Annotated in this window: 19 protein-coding genes and 3 pseudogenes; 8 read left to right on the forward strand and 14 right to left on the reverse strand. The window is 71.0% G+C overall.

The features are described 5' to 3' along the window. Nucleotides 1-96 precede the first annotated feature (96 nt). From GPA10_RS12310 to GPA10_RS41685, 3 pseudogenes are all read right to left on the reverse strand, one after another. Nucleotides 97-1,239, reverse strand: a pseudogene (locus GPA10_RS12310) (alcohol dehydrogenase catalytic domain-containing protein). Between the two features lie 5 nt (nucleotides 1,240-1,244). Next, a pseudogene (locus GPA10_RS41680) lies at nucleotides 1,245-1,616 on the reverse strand (aldehyde dehydrogenase family protein); the annotation flags it as partial. After that, nucleotides 1,614-1,904, reverse strand: a pseudogene (locus GPA10_RS41685) ((5-formylfuran-3-yl)methyl phosphate synthase); the annotation flags it as partial. The pseudogenes GPA10_RS41685 and GPA10_RS41680, both read right to left, overlap by 3 nt. A 306-nt stretch (nucleotides 1,905-2,210) precedes the next feature. On the opposite strand from GPA10_RS41685, the gene GPA10_RS12320 reads away from it, so the two are divergent. Next, the gene (locus GPA10_RS12320; RefSeq protein ID WP_157165569.1) at nucleotides 2,211-2,906 is read left to right on the forward strand and encodes a hypothetical protein; all 696 of its coding nucleotides are present in this window, start codon (nucleotides 2,211-2,213) and stop codon (nucleotides 2,904-2,906) included. Between the two features lie 145 nt (nucleotides 2,907-3,051). Here GPA10_RS12320 and GPA10_RS12325 read toward each other — a convergent pair whose 3' ends face one another. Next, on the reverse strand, nucleotides 3,052-3,450 hold the full coding sequence (locus GPA10_RS12325) for a hypothetical protein (protein WP_157165570.1): 399 nt from the start codon (nucleotides 3,448-3,450) through the stop codon (nucleotides 3,052-3,054). A 181-nt stretch (nucleotides 3,451-3,631) separates the two neighbouring features. On the opposite strand from GPA10_RS12325, the gene GPA10_RS12330 reads away from it, so the two are divergent. Continuing rightward, nucleotides 3,632-3,898 (forward strand): hypothetical protein, encoded by a 267-nt coding sequence (locus GPA10_RS12330; RefSeq protein ID WP_058847852.1) that lies wholly within the window; start codon nucleotides 3,632-3,634, stop codon nucleotides 3,896-3,898. Between the two features lie 255 nt (nucleotides 3,899-4,153). Here GPA10_RS12330 and GPA10_RS12335 read toward each other — a convergent pair whose 3' ends face one another. Both GPA10_RS12335 and GPA10_RS12340 read right to left on the reverse strand, forming a co-directional pair. Continuing rightward, nucleotides 4,154-5,023 carry a SigB/SigF/SigG family RNA polymerase sigma factor gene (locus GPA10_RS12335; protein ID WP_157165773.1) on the reverse strand — a complete coding sequence of 290 codons (870 nt, stop codon included), beginning with the start codon at nucleotides 5,021-5,023 and terminating at the stop codon, nucleotides 4,154-4,156. 218 nt (nucleotides 5,024-5,241) lie between these two features. After that, a complete protein-coding gene (locus GPA10_RS12340; RefSeq protein ID WP_157165571.1) occupies nucleotides 5,242-5,613 on the reverse strand; it encodes an ATP-binding protein in 372 nt (123 codons plus the stop codon). 277 nt (nucleotides 5,614-5,890) lie between these two features. Here GPA10_RS12340 and GPA10_RS12345 point away from each other — a divergent pair, with 277 nt between their 5' ends. Continuing rightward, the gene (locus GPA10_RS12345; RefSeq protein ID WP_157165572.1) at nucleotides 5,891-6,295 is read left to right on the forward strand and encodes an STAS domain-containing protein; all 405 of its coding nucleotides are present in this window, start codon (nucleotides 5,891-5,893) and stop codon (nucleotides 6,293-6,295) included. A gap of 168 nt (nucleotides 6,296-6,463) precedes the next feature. Here GPA10_RS12345 and GPA10_RS12350 read toward each other — a convergent pair whose 3' ends face one another. The 3 genes from GPA10_RS12350 to GPA10_RS12360 all read right to left on the reverse strand — a co-directional run bounded on the left by GPA10_RS12350 (nucleotide 6,464) and on the right by GPA10_RS12360 (nucleotide 8,292). Continuing rightward, on the reverse strand, nucleotides 6,464-6,634 hold the full coding sequence (locus tag GPA10_RS12350; RefSeq protein WP_157165573.1) for a hydrophobic protein: 171 nt from the start codon (nucleotides 6,632-6,634) through the stop codon (nucleotides 6,464-6,466). 98 nt (nucleotides 6,635-6,732) lie between these two features. Continuing rightward, nucleotides 6,733-7,398 (reverse strand): hypothetical protein, encoded by a 666-nt coding sequence (locus tag GPA10_RS12355; protein ID WP_157165574.1) that lies wholly within the window; start codon nucleotides 7,396-7,398, stop codon nucleotides 6,733-6,735. Between the two features lie 66 nt (nucleotides 7,399-7,464). After that, the gene (locus tag GPA10_RS12360) at nucleotides 7,465-8,292 is read right to left on the reverse strand and encodes a methyltransferase domain-containing protein (protein ID WP_157165575.1); all 828 of its coding nucleotides are present in this window, start codon (nucleotides 8,290-8,292) and stop codon (nucleotides 7,465-7,467) included. Between the two features lie 594 nt (nucleotides 8,293-8,886). Between GPA10_RS12360 and GPA10_RS12365 the strand changes: the two genes are divergently transcribed. Then, complete coding sequence (locus GPA10_RS12365) at nucleotides 8,887-10,203, forward strand: aminotransferase class V-fold PLP-dependent enzyme (protein WP_343040720.1); 1,317 nt, start codon at nucleotides 8,887-8,889, stop codon at nucleotides 10,201-10,203. Between the two features lie 29 nt (nucleotides 10,204-10,232). On the opposite strand, the gene GPA10_RS12370 is transcribed toward GPA10_RS12365, so the two are convergent. Further along, nucleotides 10,233-11,114: a DUF1963 domain-containing protein gene (locus GPA10_RS12370; RefSeq protein WP_157165576.1), complete on the reverse strand. Its 882-nt coding sequence runs from the start codon at nucleotides 11,112-11,114 to the stop codon at nucleotides 10,233-10,235. A gap of 58 nt (nucleotides 11,115-11,172) precedes the next feature. Next, the gene (locus tag GPA10_RS12375) at nucleotides 11,173-11,925 is read right to left on the reverse strand and encodes an SMI1/KNR4 family protein (protein ID WP_157165577.1); all 753 of its coding nucleotides are present in this window, start codon (nucleotides 11,923-11,925) and stop codon (nucleotides 11,173-11,175) included. A 153-nt stretch (nucleotides 11,926-12,078) separates the two neighbouring features. On the opposite strand from GPA10_RS12375, the gene GPA10_RS12380 reads away from it, so the two are divergent. The 3 genes from GPA10_RS12380 to GPA10_RS12390 all read left to right on the forward strand — a co-directional run bounded on the left by GPA10_RS12380 (nucleotide 12,079) and on the right by GPA10_RS12390 (nucleotide 14,903). Further along, nucleotides 12,079-12,882: an SDR family oxidoreductase gene (locus tag GPA10_RS12380; protein WP_198351586.1), complete on the forward strand. Its 804-nt coding sequence runs from the start codon at nucleotides 12,079-12,081 to the stop codon at nucleotides 12,880-12,882. A 210-nt stretch (nucleotides 12,883-13,092) separates the two neighbouring features. Next, complete coding sequence (locus tag GPA10_RS12385; protein WP_157165579.1) at nucleotides 13,093-13,962, forward strand: alpha/beta fold hydrolase; 870 nt, start codon at nucleotides 13,093-13,095, stop codon at nucleotides 13,960-13,962. 203 nt (nucleotides 13,963-14,165) lie between these two features. Continuing rightward, a complete protein-coding gene (locus tag GPA10_RS12390; protein WP_157165580.1) occupies nucleotides 14,166-14,903 on the forward strand; it encodes a VOC family protein in 738 nt (245 codons plus the stop codon). A gap of 123 nt (nucleotides 14,904-15,026) precedes the next feature. Here GPA10_RS12390 and GPA10_RS12395 read toward each other — a convergent pair whose 3' ends face one another. Continuing rightward, complete coding sequence (locus tag GPA10_RS12395) at nucleotides 15,027-15,500, reverse strand: hypothetical protein (protein ID WP_157165581.1); 474 nt, start codon at nucleotides 15,498-15,500, stop codon at nucleotides 15,027-15,029. Nucleotides 15,501-15,639: 139 nt separating this feature from the next. After that, nucleotides 15,640-16,383, reverse strand: coding sequence for a Crp/Fnr family transcriptional regulator (locus GPA10_RS12400; protein ID WP_157165582.1), 744 nt, complete (start codon nucleotides 16,381-16,383; stop codon nucleotides 15,640-15,642). A gap of 2,062 nt (nucleotides 16,384-18,445) precedes the next feature. On the opposite strand from GPA10_RS12400, the gene GPA10_RS12405 reads away from it, so the two are divergent. Beyond that, on the forward strand, nucleotides 18,446-18,787 hold the full coding sequence (locus tag GPA10_RS12405; protein WP_157165583.1) for a hypothetical protein: 342 nt from the start codon (nucleotides 18,446-18,448) through the stop codon (nucleotides 18,785-18,787). A 10-nt stretch (nucleotides 18,788-18,797) separates the two neighbouring features. On the opposite strand, the gene GPA10_RS12410 is transcribed toward GPA10_RS12405, so the two are convergent. Then, nucleotides 18,798-21,779, reverse strand: coding sequence for an ATP-binding protein (locus GPA10_RS12410; protein ID WP_157165584.1), 2,982 nt, complete (start codon nucleotides 21,777-21,779; stop codon nucleotides 18,798-18,800). Nucleotides 21,780-21,894 lie beyond the last annotated feature (115 nt).

Here is a 21,894-nt window from a genome sequence, read left to right on the forward strand (position 1 = left end):
CTCCGTCGGCAGGAGTGGGGAGTGGGGGGTGCGGGTACTCGGTGGTGGCGTGTGCCTCGCTCATCGGCCGGTCCTTGCTCATCGGCCGGGCCTTGCTCACCGGCCGGGCCTTGGCGGGAGCAGGACGGGTTTGACCACACGGCCCGCGTCGCTGTCGCGTTCGGCGTCGTTGACGGCGGCCGGCGGATAGGTGCGGATCAGCTGGTCGAAAGGGAAGCGTCCGGCCCGCCACAGCCCGATCAGCCGGGGTATCAGCGCTGCGGGTACGGCGTCCCCTTCGCAGACGTGGCGGATGCTGCGGCCCCGGTCGAGCGTGCCCGGTTCGAGGTGCAGCGGGGTGTGCAGGCGTGCACCAGACCGAGGCTGCCGGTGGGACGCAGGGCGTGCAGCGCCTTGTTGATGAGTGATGGTGAGGCCGTGGTGTCCAGGGCGTGCTGGGCGCCACCGGCGGTCAGTCGCCGGATCCGTTCGTCCAGTCCGGACGCGGCGGCGTGGAGCGGGGTCGCGCCGAACCGTTCGGCCACAGCGAGCCGTTCAGGATGGCGGTCGACGGCGACGGTCGCCACGCCGGCGGCGGTGGCCGCCAGCACCGCGGCCAGGCCCACCGCTCCCGCGCCCAGAACCACGAGGGTGTCGCCGGGACCCGCGCCGAAGGTGTTCAGCACGGCTCCGGCGCCGGTGAGGAAACCGCGGCCGGAGCACGGCTCCGGCGCCGGTGAGGAAACCGCGGCCGAGGGGGCCGAGCAGTTCGAGCGGCAGCGCCGGGTCGACCCGTACGGCGTTGCGCGCCGCAACGAGTGCGTACTGGGCGAACGAGGACTGCCCGAACCACCGGGGGGCCAGTGCTGTGCCGGTCGTGTCGGTGAGCCGCGGCGGTTGCTCCTCGCGTCCCCCGAGGAGATTGAGGGAGGCGAAGGAGTCGCAGTGGGCGGGGGCCGCGCCGCGGCAGTTCGGGCAGTGTCCGCAGGAGTCGAAGCTCAGCACGACGTGGTCGCCCACGCTGATCGGGGTGTCCGGGTCGTCTCCCGTGCGCACCACGACCCCGGCGCCTTCGTGGCCGAGGACGGCCGGCAGGGGGCTGCGGCTGGTGGGTCGCCGGACCGCGAGATCGGTCCGGCACATCCCCGCGCCCGCGATCTCGACCAGGATCTCGCCGGGGGCGGGCTCCGTACGCAACTCCACCTCCTCGACCGTGAACGGGTCCTCGCGCGAGCGCACTACGGCCGCCTGGCGCCTCATCGTCGTCACACCTCCTGCGGGCGGTGGACGACGAACGGCCGGAGGTTGCCGTACAGCCCCCAGGGCCCGCCCGCGACGCCGACGCCGCTGTCCTTGACTCCGGCGAAGGGCTGGGCGAGGGAGAGTTCGGCGTGGTGGTTGATCCAGGCCGTGCCGCATTCGAGCCGCTCGGCGACCGCCTCGACCCGGTCGGGATCGGTGCCCCACACCGAGCCGCCCAGTCCGAAACCGGTGCTGTTGGCCGCCTCGACGGCTTCGTCGAGGTTCCGGTACGGCAGCACCGGCAGCACGGGGCCGAACTGTTCCCCGGTCACCACCGCGCTGCCGGGCTCGACGTCGGTGAGGATCGTGGGAACGAATAAGTAACCCGGCCCGTCGGGCGTCGTGCATCCGTAGAGGCCGACCTTGATGTACGTGGCCCGCGAGACGACCGCACCGAGCGCGGCCTGAGCCACCGTGCCGGGCTTGTACGGGACATCCCCCACGGTCGCGGACACGGGTTTGTCCGCCGGGACCGTGTCGCGGATCTCTCTGATGACCCAGGGGAAGTTCGCGCCGAGCGAGCCCTCGTCGGGCTTCTTGACGTCGACGACGTCGAGGTGCTCCGCCGCCTTCACGCAATCGCGGGCCTCTTCGATGCCGGCCGGGGAGATGAGAAGCAACACCATGACCTCCTTCGGCGCGGGTCCGCCCGGCCGAGCGGACGGGGGGCGCGGTTCACTTGGTTCATGTGCGGTGTGCTCGTCATTTCCGTCACCCCCAGGAACCGGGAGGGCGCGCAGAGTGCCCGTAGGGTGCTCTTGTCTCTTTACAGTGCGCCGTTCATATCGGAGCGAACGAGCCCCACTGGCAATGTCTCGTCGCAGCCCCTGGTGGGTCGCCGACCGACGGATGTCCGGTCGGTGCCCGGCGGTCGGGCTGCCGGGATGCCTCTCTCCACCGCCGGAGAGGGGCGGCGCATACTGCACTCTGTGAGCACCCAAGCACCGGACGGCCGCGGCGCGACGGAAGCGGCAGGGCACCCTGGCGGGCTTGTCGACGAGCGCGAGCTCGCCAGGAAGCGCGAGCGCATGGCCGATGAGCGCGACCGTGTCGCCGACGAGCGCGAAGAAGCCGCCGACCAGCGTGAACGGCTCGCCGATGCCCGGGAGGTCGCCGCCGATGAACGGGAGCGTGCCCTGGACATACGCGAGATCCACTCCGATCGCATGGCGCGCCAAGCGGGCGAGATGGCCGCCGGCCGCCGACAGCGCGCGCAGGAGGCGATCGGCCGGGCGCGGGCTCTGCTCGCGGCCAGTCAGGACCGTCTGAACCGCACCCAAGCGGCCCTCACCCGCGCGGAGGCCCGCGAGATACGCGAGCAGTACAGCGTCGAGCGTGAGATCGCCGCCTCATCACTCCACCTGCCCACCAGCAGCAGCCCGGCGCCGCAGAAGGCCGCCAACACCCCCTCCCGACAGGAGGCTCTGGAGTCCCTGGTCGTACGGTTGCACGCGCGTTTCGGGGCGGCCGCGGCCGCCCTGGCCGACGCCCATGAACTGCTGGCGGACCACTACGCCGACATCAGCAGCAACGACACAGCGATCGCAGCAGATCACCGCGACCTCGCCGCACACGCACGCCGCAAAGCCGCGCGGATCCGTCGAGCCGCACGCGATCTGCGCTGACGCCGGAGGCTCGCGGAGGTTCGCGCGGGCCGCCCACAATTCGGTGACGTCCGGAAGCACAGGCGGGCAGGCTCACGCGCATGGTTTCGATGGTGCAGAACGTGGCGATCGACTGTGCGGACGCTTTTGAGCTGGCCCGGTTCCCTTACGGGCCGGGCCGGTCGCCGGAGGAGGGCCGTTGCGGGACAGAGGTCCCGGAGATCCGGCCCGAGGCCCGGTGCTGCGCACCGTCGCCGTGCTCCAGGAGCTCTTCGACGGGGACGCGCGGCGGCGACCAGTGCTCCTTGAAGTCCGGATGGCCGTTCCAGCGTACGGCGACGTGGCGCAGCGCCAGGCCGATGCCGTCGAGGAACCCGGCGTCGCGGGCGCCGACCTCGCCGTGACTCAGGTGCCGCAACAGCGCACCGTAGACGCCTAGTTGTGCGTTGACTCCGGCGATGAGCGGCTCTTCCTGTGCAGGCGGCAGCTCGGCGATCCTGTCGGCGAGGAAGGCGAGCAGCGCGCGGCAGTCAGCGGCGGGCAGTGAGCGAGTGACCAGGGCCATGGGTGGTCCTTCCGGGAGGCCGGCGCCGGTCGGCGCGGGAGCGGACACGAGGGGTGCCCCGGCGGCCGGAGTGAGGTGGTCCGACAACTGGTCGTCTAAGGAGGGCAGTTCGGGGCAACCGAACGTCAGGCCGGTCGCCTGAAGACCGGAACCTGGAGCGACCGATCCGAAGGAGCGAGAGATGACCACGCCGTACGGTAACCAGCCCGTCGGGCAGCACCACGCCACGACCAGGAGCGGTGCCAGCGAGAACGTCCTCAGCATCATCGCGATCGTACTGGGCGCGATCGGCCTCCTCTTCCTGCCCATCGTGTTCGGACTGGGCGGGCTGATCCTGGCCGTCGTCGCCAAGTTCGCCCGACATGAGCGGCTCTCCACCATCGCGCTGATCGTCGGCGCGGTCGGACTGATCGGCGGAATGATCCTCGGTGCGATAGTGGCCGGCTAGCACCCGCCACCTCGCGCCTCCTGACACAGTGCAGTGACCAGCTTCACTTCCCTGACACAGTCACCTCCCTGACTCAGTGAGGTGTCACCTCGGCGGCCTGATCCCGCGTGCAGAGCGCGGGCTTCAGGCCGCCGAAGCCATGTCCGGGCCTCTCGCCGTCACCTTGTCCTCCCAGAAGGCCCGCACACGCGGCCCGGCCCCGGGCGCCGCAGGTGTCTGCGGCGCCCGGGGCCGGGCGAGAGCGGCGGGTACGGGCTATTCGGCGACGGCCAGGCCTGTGCGCAGTCTGCCGAGCAGCTTGCTGATCAGGCGGGAGACCTGCATCTGCGAGATGCCCAGTTCAGCGGCGATGTCGCTCTGCGTGCGCTCCTCGACGAAGCGCATATGGATCAGGCGGCGGTCGCGCTCGCCCAGGCCGGCGATCAGTGGTGCCAGCGAGTGGAAGTTCTCCACGAGCTCGAAGCGGTCGTCGTCGACGCCGATGAAGTCGGCGAGTATCGTCTCGGACTCGTCGTCCTTGCCGGAGGTGGCGGCGTCCAGGGAGACGCTGGCATAGCCGTTGGACGCCTTCTGCGCCTCGACGACCTCCGCCTGCTCCAGCTGCATGAGCTCCGCGAGCTCAGCGGTCGACGGGAAGCGCCCCAGGCGCGTGCGCAGCTCCTCCGTGGCCCTGGACAGCTCCGTCCGCGCCTCCTGGAGGCGGCGGGGTACGTGCACGGCCCAGGAGGTGTCGCGGAAGAACCGCTTGATCTCACCGGTGATGTAGGGCACGGCGAAGGAGGTGAACTCGACCTCGCGGGTCAGCTCGAACCGGTCGATGGCCTTGATCAGGCCGATCGTGCCGACCTGGACGATGTCCTCCATCTCCTGCGGCCCGCGGTGCTTGAAGCGGGAGGCCGCGTACTGGACGAGGGAGAGGTTCATCTCGATCAGGCAGTTGCGCACGTACTGGTACTCGTGCGTGCCCTCCTCCAGCCCGGCCAGCCGGTCGAAGAAGTGCCGTCCGATCTCGCGGGCATCCTTGGGGCGGATGGAGGAGGGCTCGGCGTAGGCGCGCGCGATCAGAGTGTTCTCGACTGTCCCGGTCGTCGCATGTCTGTGCTCCTCGACTGCCGCGGTCGCCATGGTGATCCGCTCCTGTCTGCTCGTCATGTGCTCGTCGTCCGTCGCCGTCGACGGACCTGCGTGCGTGCTGGTGCCCCCGGCTCGGAAGGGTATGCGTGCGGCGAGTGAGGAATTGCCCGGCCCGGGAAGACGCTTGGTCCGCCCCTCGGCCAGGGCCGTTCCACAGCTTCGGTCAGGGCAGTTCCACAGCTTCGGTCAAGGCAGTTCCACGGCCTCGGTCAGGGCAGTTCCAGGGCCGCGACGATCGTCTTGCCGTCCGGTTCGACCACGACGTCGAGGCGCGAGCACAGACGCTGGACGACCATCCAGCCGTGCCCTCCCGGCCTGCCCGGAGCCGCGGGCTGTCGGCGCGGCACTTCCGTGCTGGCGTCCCCCACGCGCAGCTCGATCTCGTCGCCCGTCAGGCGCGCGCTGAAATGAGTGAGGTGTCCGGCGTGCAGGAGGGCGTTGGCGGTCAGCTCGCTGGCGACGAGCAGCGCGTCGTCACGCAGGCGCTGCATCTGGGGCTGCGGCAGGCCGCGGGACATCTCCTTCAGCACCTCGCGGACCGCGGACCGTGCGTCCGCACAGCTGATGTCCTCTGTCTCCACCGTCTCCACTGTCGTCAGTGGTTCCACTGCCTCGGCAATGCGCATCGCACTGTTTTTCCTTTCCCGGCACAGCCCCGGATACCGCTCTGGTCTCGTGGGTCCCTTTTCGCCTGCCCGACGTGGCCCGAACCACACCCGTCCGGGCCTTGCCCGCCTGCTGAAGTCGGCCCGGCGTCGGGACCTCTCCCCGCACGGGGCACACCGTTGTCGACTTTCTCACGGGTCTGTCAGGACATCCTGTGATCACATGACGTGACCGGTGTGGGAAGGTCTGGGCATGGTTTCCGACAGACAGAGCATCGACGTGACCCGGCAACAACGGGTCGCCGTCGTCTCCTTCCGCGACGAGCTCGACCTCAAGGACACAGCCGAGGCCACGCTCGCGCTCTCCCGCGCGCTCACGGACACCAGCACCGCGGGGACCCTGCTCGATCTGTCCGGCCTCACCTTCGCCGACAGCACTCAGCTCAACGTGATCCTGCGCGCACACGCCGAGCACCAGGACGCGCTGCGCCCCTTCGTCCTCGCCGGCCCCTACCGGAGCGGCGTCGCGCGGCTTTTCGAAGTCACCGGCGTCACCGACGTCCTGGACCTGTCCGACACTGTCGAGGACGGTATCCGGCGCGTCCACCTGCTCTGCGACACCGCCCGAGCCTCCGCGCCGGAGGACACCCGGCACTGACCGGGCGCCGCGGCGGTCCGCGGTACGGGGGGCCGCCGCGGCGGCCCCCCGTACCGCGGTCATACACGTACACAGAAACAAGAGAGGTGGGCCCGGCCGTCCCAGGCCGGGCCCACCTCGTCACAGCCGGCACCGCGAACTCGCACCCACCAGGCGGTCAGGCGGTCGTCACCAGCGGTACCAGCGGCCCCTGCGGCCGCCGCTGGCCGCGGGCCGGATCACGAAGCCGAGCAGCCACACCGCCAACACGATGACTGCTATCCACCACAGCGCCTTGAGGGCGAAACCCGCGCCGAAGAGGAGCAGAGCCAGAAGAAGAACCACGAGCAGGGGAACCATTGTTATTACCTCCTGGCCATCGGATGCTCTTAACCCGCACCTACAAACAGCCAAAAGGGGCGTTACTTTCACTGGATACCGGGCATTCGGTCGCCCTTTCAAGTGCCCTCTCGCACGTCGTTCACGCAGCTGAGGACGGCGTGACCGCCATCGGCCGCCACGGCGGCACGGTCGGCCAGGTCGTGCCACGGGCGCGGAGCGATGACCGGCACCCCGGCCGCCCGCGCCCGCTCGGCGAGCCACCGGCCGTACAGCACACTGGCGCGTGCGCGCTGGCGCTGCGGCCCGGCCTCCGGCTCCCGGCGCAGATAGTTGGCCGTCACCTGCGCCGTGTCGTCCTCGTGGAGAAAGACGCCGCGTACGGGGCCTTCGGTCGTCGTGGGACCGGGCAGGACACCGGACAGTGCACCGGGCAGGACGTAGTCCCCTTCCAGGATCACCGGGGTGTCGGTGTCCACATGGTTGGACACCACCGCCTCAATCGCCGGCGCCAGCGCCTCGGCGACCGCGATCTGCCGCTCGACCACCGACTCCGGCGCCAGGCCCGCGGCCTGTGGGTGGGTGCGCCAGAAGTGGACGTCCGGCAGGTGCTCCGGCAGCGTCACCGCGAGGAGGGCCTCCACGATGTCGTCGACCTCCACGACGGGGACGTCGTACCGTCGCGCCAGCTCCCGGCTGACACCGGTCTTCCCCATCCCCGACGCACCCCCGACGACAAGCACCCGCCAGTCGGGAAGACCTCGCACCTCGTCCGTGACACTCATCCGGGCAGCGTAGGGGCCGGGGCGGGACACAGCCTCGGCGGGTCGCCCGCCCGTGGGCGCGACCGTTCAGGCCGCGGTGTCCTCGGGGCGTCGGCCCCAGGCCTGGAAGAGCAGCGGGTGGACGACCACGGTGCCGGGCTCGGCCAAGTGGCTCCGCAGCTCGGCGACGCAGCGGTCCAGCTCGCCGGAGGTGATCAGGCCGCGGTCCACGAGCGCGTCCCGGCACAGCTCGGCGCGCTCCACCAGCAGCGTCTGGTAGGGGTGGTCGGGCTGGAACACCCGGGCGGAGGCGTCCACCCGCACGTCCACGAGCCCGGCGTCGCGCAGCAGCCGCGGCAGTCGGCGGCCCAGATGTACGTCCATGCCGTTGAGCCGCCACAGTTCGGTGATGACCTCGACGAGCCGTTCCCACGCCGGGTGCGGCGGGTCGCACAGCCGGGTCACCCAGTCGACGTCCTGCACGGCGACGATCCCGCCGGGCCGTGCCAGCGCGATCATCTCCTTCAGGACGGCGTCGCAGTGGGGCACGTTCATCAGTACGAGACGGGTGTGTACGAAGTCGAAGGTGGCCGGCTGCTCCCCGCTCCTCGCGGCGTCGCCGTGCACCAGCCGTACGTTGCCCAGACCGCGCTCGGCCGCCTCCAGCCGGGCGCGCTCCACCATCTCTTCCTGTACGTCGAGCCCGACGACCTCGCCGTCCGCCCCGACGCGCCCGGCGAGCAGATCGACGATGCCGAGCGGACCGCAGCCGACATCGAGGGCTCGCGCGCCGGGCCCCGGGCCGCACCGCTCCAGGAGCCGCTCGGCCTCCGGGCGGAACAACTCGCCCTGGAACAGCATGCGGTCCAGCTCACTGGTGGAGGCACCCATGAGGTACCTGTCTGCCACGGTCACGGTGGGGCTCCTTGACATGTGAGGGTTCCAGCGCCTGTCGGCCACAAGAGCGTCGCGCCCAGGCCCGCTGAGGTCTCTTTCCGAGTACTGCGCGCCACGCCGCAGGTGGTCACTGGAGGCAAGCAAGTGCTGGCGGCGCCTGATCTCGATGCGAGGAACCCTGTCAGAACTCCTCCCTGCCCAGTAGCCGGTCTGACCAGCAACTCGTCTTTCTAACGGATCAGTTCGGGCCGCCGCCGCACGGGTCCTCGACGGCCGTCGGCCGTCCCGTCGGACCAGCTCAGGCAGGGGCCGCGGTGGCGTCCGCGCCACCTGTGAGCGGCCGTAAGATCGTCCGGAACCAGGCGTTGCAGATGAGCCACTCCGACGACGGACGCTGCCGCAGGCCGGGGCGACGGCTCCTCATGGGTGACGCGGAGGGACAGCCGGTGGGCGTCCGGCCGCCTGCCGACGCACTCTCAGCCAACTCGACCGCCTCGACCGCATCAGCCGGACGGCCGACGCTACGCTGACCGCGCGCAGGCACACGCGGGCCGCGCCACGCGTGCTGACCTCGACGCTCGATCGCTCGTTCCGATCCCTGGGGGTGCAGAGGTGCGTAGGCGAAGTGTGCTGGCCGGTGCCGTAGGAACGGCGGCGGTCGCCGCGTGGGGAGGCGGAACCGCGGACGCGGTCACGGGCGACGGAGCGGGCGGGCTGCTCGGGACAGACGGGCTGCTCGGGGCGGACGGGCGGCCGGACTGGGGCGCGGTGCGCGCGCAGTTCCGCCTCGACCCCGACTGGGTCCACCTCGCCACCTTCTACCTGGCCTCGCAGCCGCGTGCGGTACGCGAAGCCGTGGCACATCTGGCCCGGCAGCTCGACGCCGACCCCATGCTGCTGCCGACGCACCTGACGCTGCCCGACGGTCCGACGGGCTGGGACCGCGTACGTCAGTCCCTGGCCGGCTACCTGGGCGGCGAGCCCGAGCACCTCGCGCTCGCCGCAAGCACCACCATCGGCCTCGGCCTGGTCTACAACGGGGTGATCACCCGCCCCGGCCAGGAGTTCCTGCTCAGCGACGACGACCACGACGTGCACCGGGGCGCCGCCCGGCTCGCCGCGGAGAAGCATGGGGCGCGCCTGCGGCTCGTCCCCTCCTGGTTCGCCGACTCCGCGCAGGCCACGGCCGACGAAGTGGTGAGCGCGATCCGCGCCCAACTGCGCCCGACGACCCGCGTCCTCGGCGTCACCTGGGTGCAGTCGAGGACAGGAGTGCGGATGCCGGTCGCGCGCATCGCGGAGGTGGTGGCGGAGGCCAACCGGGGCCGCAAGGACACCGACCGCTGTCTGCTGGTGGTCGACGGGGTGCACGGCCTCGCCGCGGTGGACGCGGACGCCGCGCGCCTCGGCGCCGACGCGGTGGTCGCGGGCACCCACAAGTGGCTGCTCGGCCCGCGCGGCACCGGCGTGGTGTGGCTGGCGCCGTGGGCGACGGAGCAGGTACGGCCGACGTTCGCGAGCTTCATCGCGAGCGAGGGCACCCCCGCGCTGTCACCGGGCGGGTTCCTCGCCTTCGAGCACGCCTTCGCGCTGCCGGTGTCCGTCGCCTTCCAGCAGGCCCTGGGCCGCTCCCGGGTCGCCGCGCGGATCACCGAGCTGTCCACACGCGCCAAACGAGGGCTCGCCCGCATCCCCGGCGTGACCGTGCACACGCCCACGGCACCCGGCATGTCCGCGGGCATCACCTGCTTCAGCGTCCGCGACCACCGCGGCAGCGACGTGGTCACGATGGCCGCCGAACGCAAGGTGCGCCTGTCGTCCCTGTACCGCGACAGCCTGGGGTACGCCCGCATCGGCACCGGCATCATGAACTCCCCGCAGGACGTCGACGCGGCGCTGCGTGTCGTACGGGACATCGCGCGCGGGTAGTGCCGAACGGGCAGCGCCGGGTGGAGCGGCTAGACCTGCACCGTCAGTCGGGCCTGGTCGAATCGACGGGCGGCGAGGTCCTCGGAGCGGATGAGCCAGTAGAGGGTGCCCTCGTCGCCCCAGGCCGTCTTCGCGTCGCGGTCGGGGTCGGGGTCACTGTCGCTGCTGAACTGGGCGAGCAGAGCCCACTGTGCGGCTTCGCGGTCCAGCGGTGGGTCTCCCCAGGCGTGGGTGCCGTTGCTGAGGACCGCGTTCGCGATCTCGTACTCCACCGGGCCCTGGATCGGCACCGCGTGGCCGCCGATCTGGTGGCCGACGCGGGTGCGCAGTTGCCCGAAGGCGCGGACGAACGGTTTGAGCTCGGCCGGGGTGTCGCGTGGGTGGGGCCAGTGCCCACTGTCGCCGAGCAAGGCCTGGCGGGCCTGGGGCAGCCACAGGTCCGGGGCGCTTTGTCCGGTGGCCGCACCGAGGTCCACGCGCGGGAACGGCGCCAGGCCCGAGGGGGTGTCCGCCGGGACGACGGGGGTGTTCTCCGGGATGTACAGCACCTGGGCCCCTGGCCAGGTCTCGGGGTCGTCGGCGGACATGAAGGCGTCCTCCTCCGCCTGACCGTCGACGGAGAAGGAGAAGAAGAGCAGGGTCCCCTCCTGGGGGAACTCGGCGGCGAGTCCGCCTCGGGGCAGTGCGGCACACCGTACCGACGCGACGAAGGACAAGGGCCCGTACCCGGGCCACTCGGGCCAGGCGACCCCGGCCGGCAGTTCCGGGGTCCCGCCGAGGACGGCCACGACCTGCTCGTCGCCCTCGGCCCGGCGCAGGCGTACGCACGGGCGCAGGAGTGCTGTCCAGCGCCGGGCGAGCGCGTCGGGAAGGTGCTCGGCAGCAAGCCGGGAGTATGGCTCATCCGTCATGCGGCTCATCATTCACGACGCCACTGACATCAGCCGTACGCTTCAGACGCCACTGACATCAGCCGTACGCTTCAGCGGCGAGCCAACCGACGAGATCACCGGTCAGCAGCTCACCGTTGGCTTCGACGTCATGCTCGACGGCACCGAGCTCCAGGGCGTACACCGAGGTGCGGTCCCGGCCGTGGTGCCGCATGAACAACCCCCTCCCGCCGCTGTCATCGCCGACGAGCACCCAGTCCGGCGCGTACTCGCGGACTTCGTAGGTGTCGTTGCGTTCACGGATGACATGCGGCCCGTACACCGACACGCCGTTGGGGAGAAGGACGCCCGGCGTGGAACGCCAGAGACGGGCGATGGTGGGGTTCGGGCCCTCCCCGAGTCCGGAGTGGAGCGCCACTTGCACCGTCAGGAAACCCGCGAAGGAATCGGCGAACTCCTCGTCCTCCTCCCCGGTGAAGTGATCTCGCCGGACCACGGGATGCTCCTCACCGTCCCACTGGTCGAGCGCGAAGTGGAAGCTGCCGCCGCAGCCGTCGGACTCCCGGTAGAAACAGAGCCGCTCACCTTCGAGTTCGGTCGTGACGTCCACCGTGTCCGGTGTCGGCGGGGCGACGGAGGCGATCTCCGACCCGTTGAAGGCCCCCTCGCCGTACTCGGTCAGCCACCACCGGTACGACTGTGACAGCGGCCCCACCACGCCTTCCGCGGCTTCGACGGCGGCCTCCGGCTTCCCGCTGCCGCGGGCGCGCGCGGTGGTGATCAAGGGGGACGTTTCGATCAGTTCGCGCAGGGGCGCGAAGTCAGCGCTCATGGACGCGAGTTTGGCAGAGGCGTTCAACGCGCTCCGGGCGGGCTTCCTTGCCCGGCTGGGGGTGGGGCCATCGCGGGGCGTGGCTCGAGAAGCTCGCTCCGCCCGGCCCGGAGTGGTCCCCCGGATGCGTCATGCGAACGCCGACCCACCAGGATGAGAACCATGGCTGATGGGACACGCGCGGGGAACCGACAGGGCACCGCAGAGAAGCGTCCGCTCGCCCTGGTCACAGGGGCAGGGCGTGCTGCGGGGATCGCGACGACCGTGGTACTGGGTCTGGCTCGGGCCGGATGGGACGTGGCCTTCACCTACTGGACTCCGTACGACGCACGGATGGAGTGGGGCAAGGAGCCCGGCGCGGCCGAGGAGCTGCGGAAGAAGGTCGTGTCCCTCGGCGCGAGGACACTGCCGATCGAGGCAGACCTGAGCGACCCCGCCGTGCCGGCACGGCTCTTCGACAGTGTCGAACGCGAGCTGGGGAACGTCACCGCACTCGTGCTCTGCCACTGCGAGTCGGTCGACTCCGGCCTGTTGGACACTACGGTGGAGAGCTTCGACCTGCACTTCGCAGTCAATGCGCGGGCGACCTGGCTGCTGATCCGGGAGTACGGACTGCGGTTCCGCGGGCAGCACGGCAGCGGGCGGATCATCAGCCTGACCAGCGATCACACCGCAGGCAATCTGCCGTACGGAGCGAGCAAGGGGGCGATGGACCGGATCACGCTTGCCGCCGCCCAGGAACTCGCCCACCTGGGGGTGACCTGCAACGCGATCAACCCCGGGCCGACCGACACCGGTTGGATGACCGAGGAGCAGAAGGCGGACATGATCCGCTCCACACCGCTGGGGCGCCTCGGGGTGCCGCGGGACTGCGCGAATCTCGTCACGTTCCTCTGCTCCGCGGAGGGCGGCTGGATCAACGGCCAGCTCCTGCGGAGCGACGGCGGTATCGGCTGAAGCGTGTCGCCGCAAGGCCCACGAGGGCTCGCGCGACACTCGTTCTCGTTGGTGACGGTCGGTCGACGCCGTGTGGCGCGGGGCCCGTTGCCTGCCTCGGAGGCTGTGTCCACGAGGGAGGCTGTGTCCACGAGGTCCGCCGGAGTTCGCCCCTCGCGGGGCGCCCCTCCGCGCCGATGAGTTTTCGGGACGGGGCCGGTCTGCACGGGTATGGAGACCTACACATGTGAAACGACCGGCGCCGACCTCGTCTACGACGTTCGTGGGCCGCTGCCGACCGCGGACGGACGCCCGCCACTGCTCATGATCGGGCAGCCCATGGACGCCGCGGGCTTCGCCGCGCTCGCCGCGCGCTTCCCCGAGCGGACCGTCGCCACCTACGACCCGCGCGGGCTCGGGCGCAGCACCCGTAAGGACGGGCGGGTCGACCACACACCGCAGACCCAGGCCGACGACGTGCACGCCGTCATCGAGGCGCTCGGGGCCGGGCCTGTCGAGATGTTCGCCAGCAGTGGCGGAGCGATCACCGCGCTCGCGGTGGTGGCGAAGTATCCCGGGGACGTGACCACTCTGGTCGCGCACGAGCCGCCGCTCATCACCCTCACGCCGGACGGCCAGGCGGCACTGCGGGCGCGGGCCGGGGTCCGGGACGCCTACGAAAAGCGGGGATGGGGCGCCGGGATGGCAGCGTTCGTGGCCATGACCTCGTGGGAGGGGGAATTCACCGACGCCTACTTCGCTCAGCCGGAGGCCGACCCCGCCGCGTTCGGAATGCCCACGGAGGACGACGGCCCACGTGACGACCCGCTGCTGTCCGACCGGTCCTGGGCCGTCAGCAGCTACCGGCCGGACACGGACGCGCTCGCCGCCGCACCGACCCGCGTCGTGATCGCTGTGGGCGAGGAGTCCGAGGGTGTGCAGACGGGGCGTACCTCCGTCGCGACCGCCGAACTGCTCGGGAAGCCGGTGACCGTGTTCCCGAGTCATCACGGCGGTTTCTGCGACGGGGAGTTCGGATATCCGGGGAAGCCGGACGAGTTCGCGCAGCGGCTGCGCCAGGTTCTCGCGGGCGCCTCGTAGGCCGACTTCAGGCCCGGCGTCGCCCGGACCGACCGCAGGCTCGACGCCTCACAGTCCGACCGCCGGCCCCGCACCTCATGGGCCGGCCGCCGACCGCCGACCGGCGGCCGCCGACCGGGCAGTTCTCCCACCTGAGGACGCCCGGACGGGTGCGGGCGGTGGCGGCGTCGGGCCGCCGCGCGGCAGCTTCTAAGATCCTCGGCATGGCAACACGACTCGTGCAGATCAACATGAAGGCCCATGACGACTCCGCGCTCGGCCGGTTCTGGGCGGAGGCGCTCGGTTGGGGTGTCGACAGCGAGGGCCCCGGGGTGACCAACCTCGAACCCGTGGGCTTCACCTACCCCGACCCGGCGGCCGTCTGCATCGACCTCGTCGCCCGCCCGGAACCCAAGACGGTGAAGAACCGCGTGCACCTCGATCTGGCCACCGTCTCGGCCGCCCATCAAGAGGAGCTGGTCACGCGCCTGAAGGATCTCGGCGCGACGCCTGCCGATGTGGGTCAGGGCGACGTCCCCTGGACGGTCCTGGCCGACCCGGAGGGCAACGAGTTCTGCGTCCTTGAGCCCCGTCCGATCTACCGGGACACCGGGCCGATCGCCGCGGTGGTGGTCGACTGCGCCGATCCCCGGGAGATGGCCCGGTTCTGGGGAGAGGCGATGGACTGGACGCTGCACGAGGTCACCGACGACCACGCGACCTTCCGCTCCGCCGCGGGTGTCGGCCCGTATCTGGAGTTCCTCCGTACCGGCGACGCCAAGAGCGGCTGGAACCGCGTCCACCTCGACGTCGCCCCCTACCTCGGTGACGACCTGGCCGCGGAGGAGGCCCGGCTGCGCGCCCTGGGCGCCGGTGACCCCGGTATCGACCAGTCCGCCATTTCCTGGACGATCCTGGCCGACCCGGAGGGCAACGAGTTCTGCCTGCTCACCCCTCGCTGACCCTCCGAAGGCACGTCTGCTGGCGGAAGCGTCTCTGACGCAGGCGCTGGGCTTCGGCTTCCCTCCCGAGCTGAAGGCCTTGTGGCAGGTGTGCGGCGGCGTCCAGTGGGGCGGGAGGCGGCCTCAGACCGCCCTGCGCAGGGTTCGGATCTTCTGTTGCGCCGCGCTGATCGCTGTCTTGAGTTCGATCCTGGCATGCTCCTGTTTCATGGCCTTCTCCAGTTGCAGGGTACGGCTCGCGGCCGACGCCTTGGCGGTGCCGGCGGCGGTGTGGAGTTCGGTGTTGAGGTAGCGTTCGAGCCGCTCGACGACACCGTGCAGCTCATGGCTGATCATCTCTGTTTCCTCCGCCGTGGCGCTCAAGAGGTTCAGCAAGCGGCGAAGCGGCGCGAACTCGGCTGCTCCGCAGGGCTTTTGTGCGTACTCGCACTGCTTCTCGAACAGCTCCCGCAGATAGGCGGCGGCGTCGTCGAGGTCCTTGGTGTCTTCGTCGGTCCTGCGGACCCGCTTCATCCAGGCCCACACCTGCTTGTGGTGACGCAGGCTCAGGACGGCGAGCAGCGTGGCGGCGGCGCCGACGAGTGCGCTGACCGTCATGGTGCGGGTACCGGAACCGGAAGCGAGAAGGGTCGAACTGAGCAACATCGTTGGTGTCCATTCATGGGAACGCGCACAGGGCCGTCCCGTGCCGGTGCCAACGGGAGGCCTTCAAAGCAGGCGGGGGGACCAGATGGGGCTACGGAGCTGTGGCGATGCCGCGGAGGACCGGGAGGTCCGTCACCGTGAGCTTCCGGTAGTGGCTGATGACCGCACCGTGCTCCTCGCGGAGGGTGCGAAGGGTGTTCTCGACGGTGGAGACGCCCATCATGAGTGCGTCCGCCAGGTCTTTCTGACTCAGGCCCGTCAAGGCGACGTGGCCGGGCCTGGTGCTCGCGCTGCTGGTGCCGGTGGTGTCGGCGAGGTGGGCGAGCAACCCGCTGACCCTCTGGATAGGGGTGCGGGTGGCGGTGCTGTAGATGGTCTCGTCACTACGGACGCGGTCTTCGAGGCTGCGCAGCAGCGCCTCTTGGATGGTGAGGTGCTTGCGCAGGAAGAAGTTCATGCGGGCGACCGGACAGGGCATGACCCAGGTAGGGGTCATGCAGGTGGTGCCGACCGACGCGGACGGCTCGATGAGCTTGGCCTCCCCTACGAGTTGGCCACGGCCACGGAACCGGATGATCTTCGGTGCGCCGTCCCGCGCACCGAAGGGAACGCGCTCCTGGCGCACATAGCCGCCGAGGATGATGTACACGTGCTCGTCCGCGGCTCCGATCGGCAGCGCCTCCTCGCGCTCGTAGATGCGTGCGTCGGAGCCCCAGGCGTGGACGAACAGCGGCCACATGTCGACGGGGAGGTACCGCAGGAAGCTGCCTTCCGGCATCGTCCGGCGACCGGCCAGGACGTCCGTCGTCTGGAAGGCCTCCATCTTGGGAACCACGGTGTCAGCCCCCGGTCGTGCGGGGCGGCTTCACACGCGTACGGCTGAGTGCTCGCCGGCGTGCGGGGACAGTCGCGCAGCCCAGCCAGGTCCCCTGCGGGAGATACGCAGGCTGCGGAGCGACAGCGCCATCGACGATGGCGGTCTTCATGGGTCTGAGGTCCTTCCGTCTCGCGGATGCGTTTTTCCGGGTGCGTCAGTGCAGCGGACGCACCCGGAGGTGGTGGGTCCAGCGCCCTCCCCGTCGCGTTGATGCCGGTGGTTATGCGGCTGCGCGGCGAAGTCGTCAGGGCGACAACGCTACCCCGCCGTACGAGCCAATCGCCAGCCGCGTTCCCAACATCAATTCCCTCGCCCGAGGGGTTGCCACACCAATCGCCTGCGCCGCACCGGCGAGCCCTCGCCCTTTCCGCGACCCCGACAGGATTTCCTTTCCACATACGGATCGCGTGATTCCTTTTCGCAATCTTCGGCACGCGGATCACGCGCCACCCTTTGGGGCCGTCAAAGCAAAAATGTTCGCATGGACGACAGGCGGCAAGGGCGGCACACGCAAAAAGGGCGGAGCCCCGGGTTACCACACCCAGAGCTCCACCCGAAAGGGCCTGGACCCACCAAGGTTCAGACCGACTTCCAGTAAACACCACGGACAGCGAAAAGGTCACACCGCAGTGCTATCGGATGCTCCCCATCCCCTACTGGCAGGGGTTTCACCGCGCGTCTTCGGGCATGACAGCACGCGCACCGAGACGTTCAGTCTCGTCGACCGATAGGGCCGGTTTGCGCAGAATGAGCAGATTTTTGATGCGGAATTCTCTGCTCCATTTTCATCACGGAGCGAGAGTGGCGAACAACGATCACGCCGGAGCGGAAGTCGACCACTACGCATTGGACACCCTGGCCAGTTCATCGTGGCGCGCAGGCGTTCGATCACTACCGGCGCGAGCGACCGGACGCATATATGCAACACATGTACGCCCCCAGAAAAGACGCCCAAGGAAATTCCCCGCACACAGGAAGCGAAGAAGACACTCATCCGCCGAGCGACTATTCAAGCGGTGACGTTTTTTCTCCTCAATAATTAATCGAAAAGGCAACGACATATGAAAGGCGTCTGCGGATGTGCCGCACGCACGGCTGTTCACTGACGCCGCCTCAGCGGCTTGCCGCGAGGGACGGGTGACACCCAGGTGTCCACTGCGTTTCCCCTCGACCACCGCCGGCGGCACGCGAGTCGGAGCCCGTAACGGACCCCGGCCCCGGAAGGCGCTCCAGCACCTCCTCCGGCCACCCGGAAATGCCTGTGACGTACGCCACTGTTGCGTTCCACGTACGCCACTGCCCTGCTTCGCGTATGTCGCCGCCTTGCTCGCTCCGGCGAGTCGTCGGCCACTCGCTGGTGTGGACCAAGGCCGTGACATGCCGCGGTCGTTGCGGCCGTCGAGAGCTCCGCCGTCGGGATCTCTGCCGTCGGGAGCTCCGCCGTCGGGGCTCCGCGCCACCGCTGGATTCGCCGCAGAACTCAAATGGGGCGACTATCGCGCGACTCGCCCGCGCATCGCCTCGCCTGCACATCGCCCGCACATCGCCCGCACACGAAAGCGGGCGGGCGTTGCCGCGGCCCGGAAAAGGGACCGATACGACGGAATCGTTTCCCGATATCCGGGCGGTTCGCCGAGCAGGGGCGCTCTCGACCGGTACCGCGGCCGAGCCCGCACGCGCTACGCCGGAAACAGGACCGCGCCGGTCCCCCGCACACCCCACCCGCCCCTAATCCGCGCAGGTCACGTCTCATCAGACCGACGTGGAATATGCCTGTCGGATAGGAGCGGTCCGCAGTACGGTGATAGCAGTCCGTGGTCGATCGGTTGCCGTTAGCGCGGCGGCCGACCTACCGGCGATCTCTCGGGCCCAGGTTGGGGCCCTCTTCGCCAGCGGCTGCATCCAGCGGGAGCCTGCGCCCGCCCACAGCGCCGCTCAGAAGCCGCCACGGCCTCCCCTGGCTCCACGTCGTCGCCCTCTTCTCAGCGGTGCGTCTCTCCCCCAGTCCACGGGAGCAGTCATGCGCAGCTATTTCGCCGACGAACTCCTCCTCATGCTGCCTCTGGCCGACGAGCCAGGCGTACGTCTGTGGGGCGAGGTCCTCAGCCCCCACCGCGGCCCCCTCGCCCTGGCCCTGGCCGACGAAGCCGCCGACACCGACGACACCGACGAGATCGTCCTCGACCTCACCGAGACCCGGTTCGTGTCCAACAGCGTCCTGGAGATCCTCACCGTCCTCGCCCGGCGCCTGACCCCGCCCCAGAGCCTGCTCGTGCGCGCCGGCCCCGAACTCGGGCTGCGGGAACGGATATCCGAGCACGGCTGGGACCACATCCAGGGGCTGCATCTGGTGGAGGTCTGACGCGGCCGCGTCACGGTGGAACGGGCGTCCGGGGCTGGTCTCGGTGGTGCCCCAGGCGGTGCCGGACCTCCTGGCGCGAGGCCGCCCCGAGCTTGCGCAGCACGTTGGCCACGTGTTCCTCGACGGTACGGCGGGACAGGAACATGGTCCGCGCGATCTCGCGGTTGGTGCGGCCCTCGGCCAGCCAGGTCGCCACCTCGCGTTCCCGGGGCGAGAGTTCGTTGCCGTAGCCGCGCCGCCCGCGCCGGGAGGGGGTCGCGGTGCCGGTGCCGCGGAGCAGGTGGCGGCAGCGGGCCGCGTCCACGGGCGCGTCCAGCTTCTCGTAGGTGCGCACCAGAGCGGTGAGCGTGGCGGTGTCGGCGGCGCGCGTCGCCGCCCACTCGGTGCACCGTGCTGCCCGGTAGGGGAGGTCGAGGGCCCGGAAGCGGACGACCGCGTCCTCGAAGAGGCGGGCCCCGGCGGCGCCGTCCCCGTCGGCATCCGCGAGCCACGCCCGGCAGGCGGTCAGGGCGGCGTCCGCCAGCGGGGCGTCGAAGCCCGCGATACCCGCCGCCAGTTCGTCGGCGAACGCGTGCGCGTCGTCGCGGCGCCCGGCGGCCAGGTACGCCTCCACGGCCTGGCAGGCCACCTCGCCCGCCCACACCCACAGGCCCTTGCGGCGCAGCAGCGCCGCGCCCCGGTCGGCGTACGCACAGGCCGCCGCGGTGTCGTCACGGTGGAGCAGCAGCGCGATCGTGCCGCCGGTGGCGGCGACGGCGACCGGGACGACGGCCGACTCGGGCTGGTCCATGCGGGTGTCCCGGAAGGCCGCCTCGGCGCCGTCCCAGTCGCCGCGCGCGGTGGCCAGCCAGCCCTTGACCAGGTGGAGTTCACTGGTGACCGGCAGCAGGTGTGCATAGGTGCGGGCGAGCCGGTCGGCGCGTTCCGCGAGGCCGTCCCAGGCACCGGAGTACCAGTCGAGGCGCACGCGGGTGGCCTCAGCGGTCCCCGCGATGTAGGACGCGCCGGCCCGCCCCGCCAGGCTCAGACCGCTGTGCAGGAAGTCCCGGGCCCGCCCGTAGTGCCCGGTCCAGGAACAGCCGTCGGCCAGATTGGAGTACACCCGGGCCAGGTCGTGCAACGCACCGGCGGCCTCCGCCTCGGACACCGAGGGCAGCAGACGGAGGCGCTCAGCCGCGCCCGGTGAGCCGGAGATCGTCCGGGCGCAGAGGGTGTTGGCGAGCAGCGCGGTGCGCAGCGAGCCCTGCGCCAGGGTGTCCACGGCCGCCTCCACCCGCTCGAGCCACATCAGGTCGGTGGTGAACGGGACGGTGCCCATGCACGGCACGGCCAGCACGGACATGCCGCGCAGCCGGCGTTCGGGCCGGCTGTGCAGCGCTTCGACGGCCAGCTCGATCTCGGCCCGGCCGCGGTCCAAGGCGCCGGTCTCCCGGATCAGCAGCAGCCCCAGCCACAGATGCATCTCGGCACGCACCTCGTCGGTGAGCCGGGCATCGCGGGACAACTGCTCGATCCGGTCGGTGACCTCCCGGTGGTGCAGGCCGATCAGCGCGCACTCGCACAGCTTGAGCGCGAGCCGGTTGACGTCCTCGGCCCGGACCGTCGGCTCGGCCACCGCGGCGCGCAGCAGTTCCATCGCGGTGGAGGTGTCGTTGGCGCGCACCGCCGCGTCGGCGGCCTCCTCGCTGTAGCGGAGCCAGTCCTCGGTCAGTCCCGCCCGCCGGGAGTGCGCGGCCAGCCGCACCAGCGGCCGCGGGGTGAGCCGGGCCAGCTCGTGGACGGCACGCAGGTGCAGCTCCTGGCGGCGGGGTCCGGGCAGCGTGTCGTACACCGCGCGCTGTGCGAGCGCGTGCCGGAAGCCGTAGGCGTTCTCGGCCGCCTCCACCAGTACGGCCCGCTCCAGCAGGGTGGCGACCTGCGCCCGCCCGTGGTCCGCCCCGGCGACCGCGCCGAGCAGTTCGACGGTGGCCGGCACGCCGAGCACCGCCGACGCCTCGGCAACGGCACGGGTGTCGCCGGGCAGCGCGTGCATGCGCTCGGCCATCGCCTCGCGCAGCAGTACGGGCACCCGTACGTCGTCCAGGAGCCTGCGCGCCGTCGTCCCGTCGGTGCGCAGCCGTCCCCGCAGGGCGCGCAGCGCGCAGGTGATCTCCTCCACGACGAACGGGATGCCGGCGGTGCGCTCCCGCACCGTCTCGGCGAACCCGGCCTCCACCGGACGGCCCAGGATCCCCTCGACCAGGCCGCGCACCCCGGCCGCGTCGAGGGGCGCGAGCGACAGATGCACCCCGGTGGTGCCCGGCGGCGGGCGGAACGTGCGGCCCAGCGGGGCGTCGCCCGGCAGGTCCTCGCGACGGTAGGTCATGACCAGCGACAGGCCGGGCGGCGGATCGGTCATCACGAAGCGCAGCAGCTGGCGGCTGCCCTCGTCCGCCCAGTGCACGTCCTCGATCACCAGCACCGTCGGCCCCAGTGCCGCCAGCAGGTCGCGGACGGCGCGGAAGACCTGGTGCCGTTCGGCGGCGGCGTCCCCCGGCCCCGGCGGGGCGGGCGGCAGCGCGTCGGCCAGCTCGGGCAGATGGCGGCGCAGCACCCCGGTGACCGGGCCGAGGCGCCCCCGCACCCGCTCCACCTGCTGCGCGCACAGGCGCAGGCACTCCAGGACGACGCCGTACGGGAAGGGGTCGCCCAGCGGCTGGCAGTACGCGACCGCGGTCCACGGAGGGTCGCCGCGCGGGCCGTCGTCCGGCTCGTCGACCAGCTCGGCGACCATCTCGGCGACCAGCCGGGTCTTGCCGACGCCCGCCTCGCCCTCGACGAACGCCACGGACGGGGCGGCGGCCACGGTGGCGGTCAGGGTCTCCAGTTCGCGGGAGCGGCCGATCAGTACCGGTGAGGTGGTGCGCGGCAGCGGTGCGGAGGTCCGCGCCGGGGTGGCCGAGGCGTGGGCAGGGGCGGGGGCGGTCCTGGCCGACTGGGTACCGCGCGTCATCGCTCTGCTCCCGCTGAGGTGCCCGGCATGGCCGTCGACTGCTGGCTGAGGTGTCCCGGGGTTCCCCCCCGGGGGGGCGAGGGTGCCGGGTGGTCGAGAGGTTCCGGGTGGTCGG

Origin of the sequence: Streptomyces typhae (assembly GCF_009755605.1) — a bacterium.
Lineage (GTDB): Bacteria > Actinomycetota > Actinomycetes > Streptomycetales > Streptomycetaceae > Streptomyces > Streptomyces typhae.

What these genes read in the sequence shown, in the direction of transcription:
- GPA10_RS12325 (WP_157165570.1), bottom strand. Translation starts at nt 3,450, where the DNA reads ATGGCCCTGGTCACTCGCTCACTGCCCGCCGCTGACTGCCGCGCGCTG.
- GPA10_RS12330 (WP_058847852.1), top strand. Translation starts at nt 3,632, where the DNA reads ATGACCACGCCGTACGGTAACCAGCCCGTCGGGCAGCACCACGCCACG.
- GPA10_RS12335 (WP_157165773.1), bottom strand. Translation starts at nt 5,023, where the DNA reads ATGGCGACCGCGGCAGTCGAGGAGCACAGACATGCGACGACCGGGACA.
- GPA10_RS12345 (WP_157165572.1), top strand. Translation starts at nt 5,891, where the DNA reads ATGGTTTCCGACAGACAGAGCATCGACGTGACCCGGCAACAACGGGTC.
- GPA10_RS12350 (WP_157165573.1), bottom strand. Translation starts at nt 6,634, where the DNA reads ATGGTTCCCCTGCTCGTGGTTCTTCTTCTGGCTCTGCTCCTCTTCGGC.
- GPA10_RS12355 (WP_157165574.1), bottom strand. Translation starts at nt 7,398, where the DNA reads ATGAGTGTCACGGACGAGGTGCGAGGTCTTCCCGACTGGCGGGTGCTT.
- GPA10_RS12370 (WP_157165576.1), bottom strand. Translation starts at nt 11,114, where the DNA reads ATGACGGATGAGCCATACTCCCGGCTTGCTGCCGAGCACCTTCCCGAC.
- GPA10_RS12375 (WP_157165577.1), bottom strand. Translation starts at nt 11,925, where the DNA reads ATGAGCGCTGACTTCGCGCCCCTGCGCGAACTGATCGAAACGTCCCCC.
- GPA10_RS12380 (WP_198351586.1), top strand. Translation starts at nt 12,079, where the DNA reads ATGAGAACCATGGCTGATGGGACACGCGCGGGGAACCGACAGGGCACC.
- GPA10_RS12385 (WP_157165579.1), top strand. Translation starts at nt 13,093, where the DNA reads ATGGAGACCTACACATGTGAAACGACCGGCGCCGACCTCGTCTACGAC.
- GPA10_RS12390 (WP_157165580.1), top strand. Translation starts at nt 14,166, where the DNA reads ATGGCAACACGACTCGTGCAGATCAACATGAAGGCCCATGACGACTCC.
- GPA10_RS12395 (WP_157165581.1), bottom strand. Translation starts at nt 15,500, where the DNA reads ATGACGGTCAGCGCACTCGTCGGCGCCGCCGCCACGCTGCTCGCCGTC.
- GPA10_RS12405 (WP_157165583.1), top strand. Translation starts at nt 18,446, where the DNA reads ATGCGCAGCTATTTCGCCGACGAACTCCTCCTCATGCTGCCTCTGGCC.
- GPA10_RS12410 (WP_157165584.1), bottom strand. Translation starts at nt 21,779, where the DNA reads ATGACGCGCGGTACCCAGTCGGCCAGGACCGCCCCCGCCCCTGCCCAC.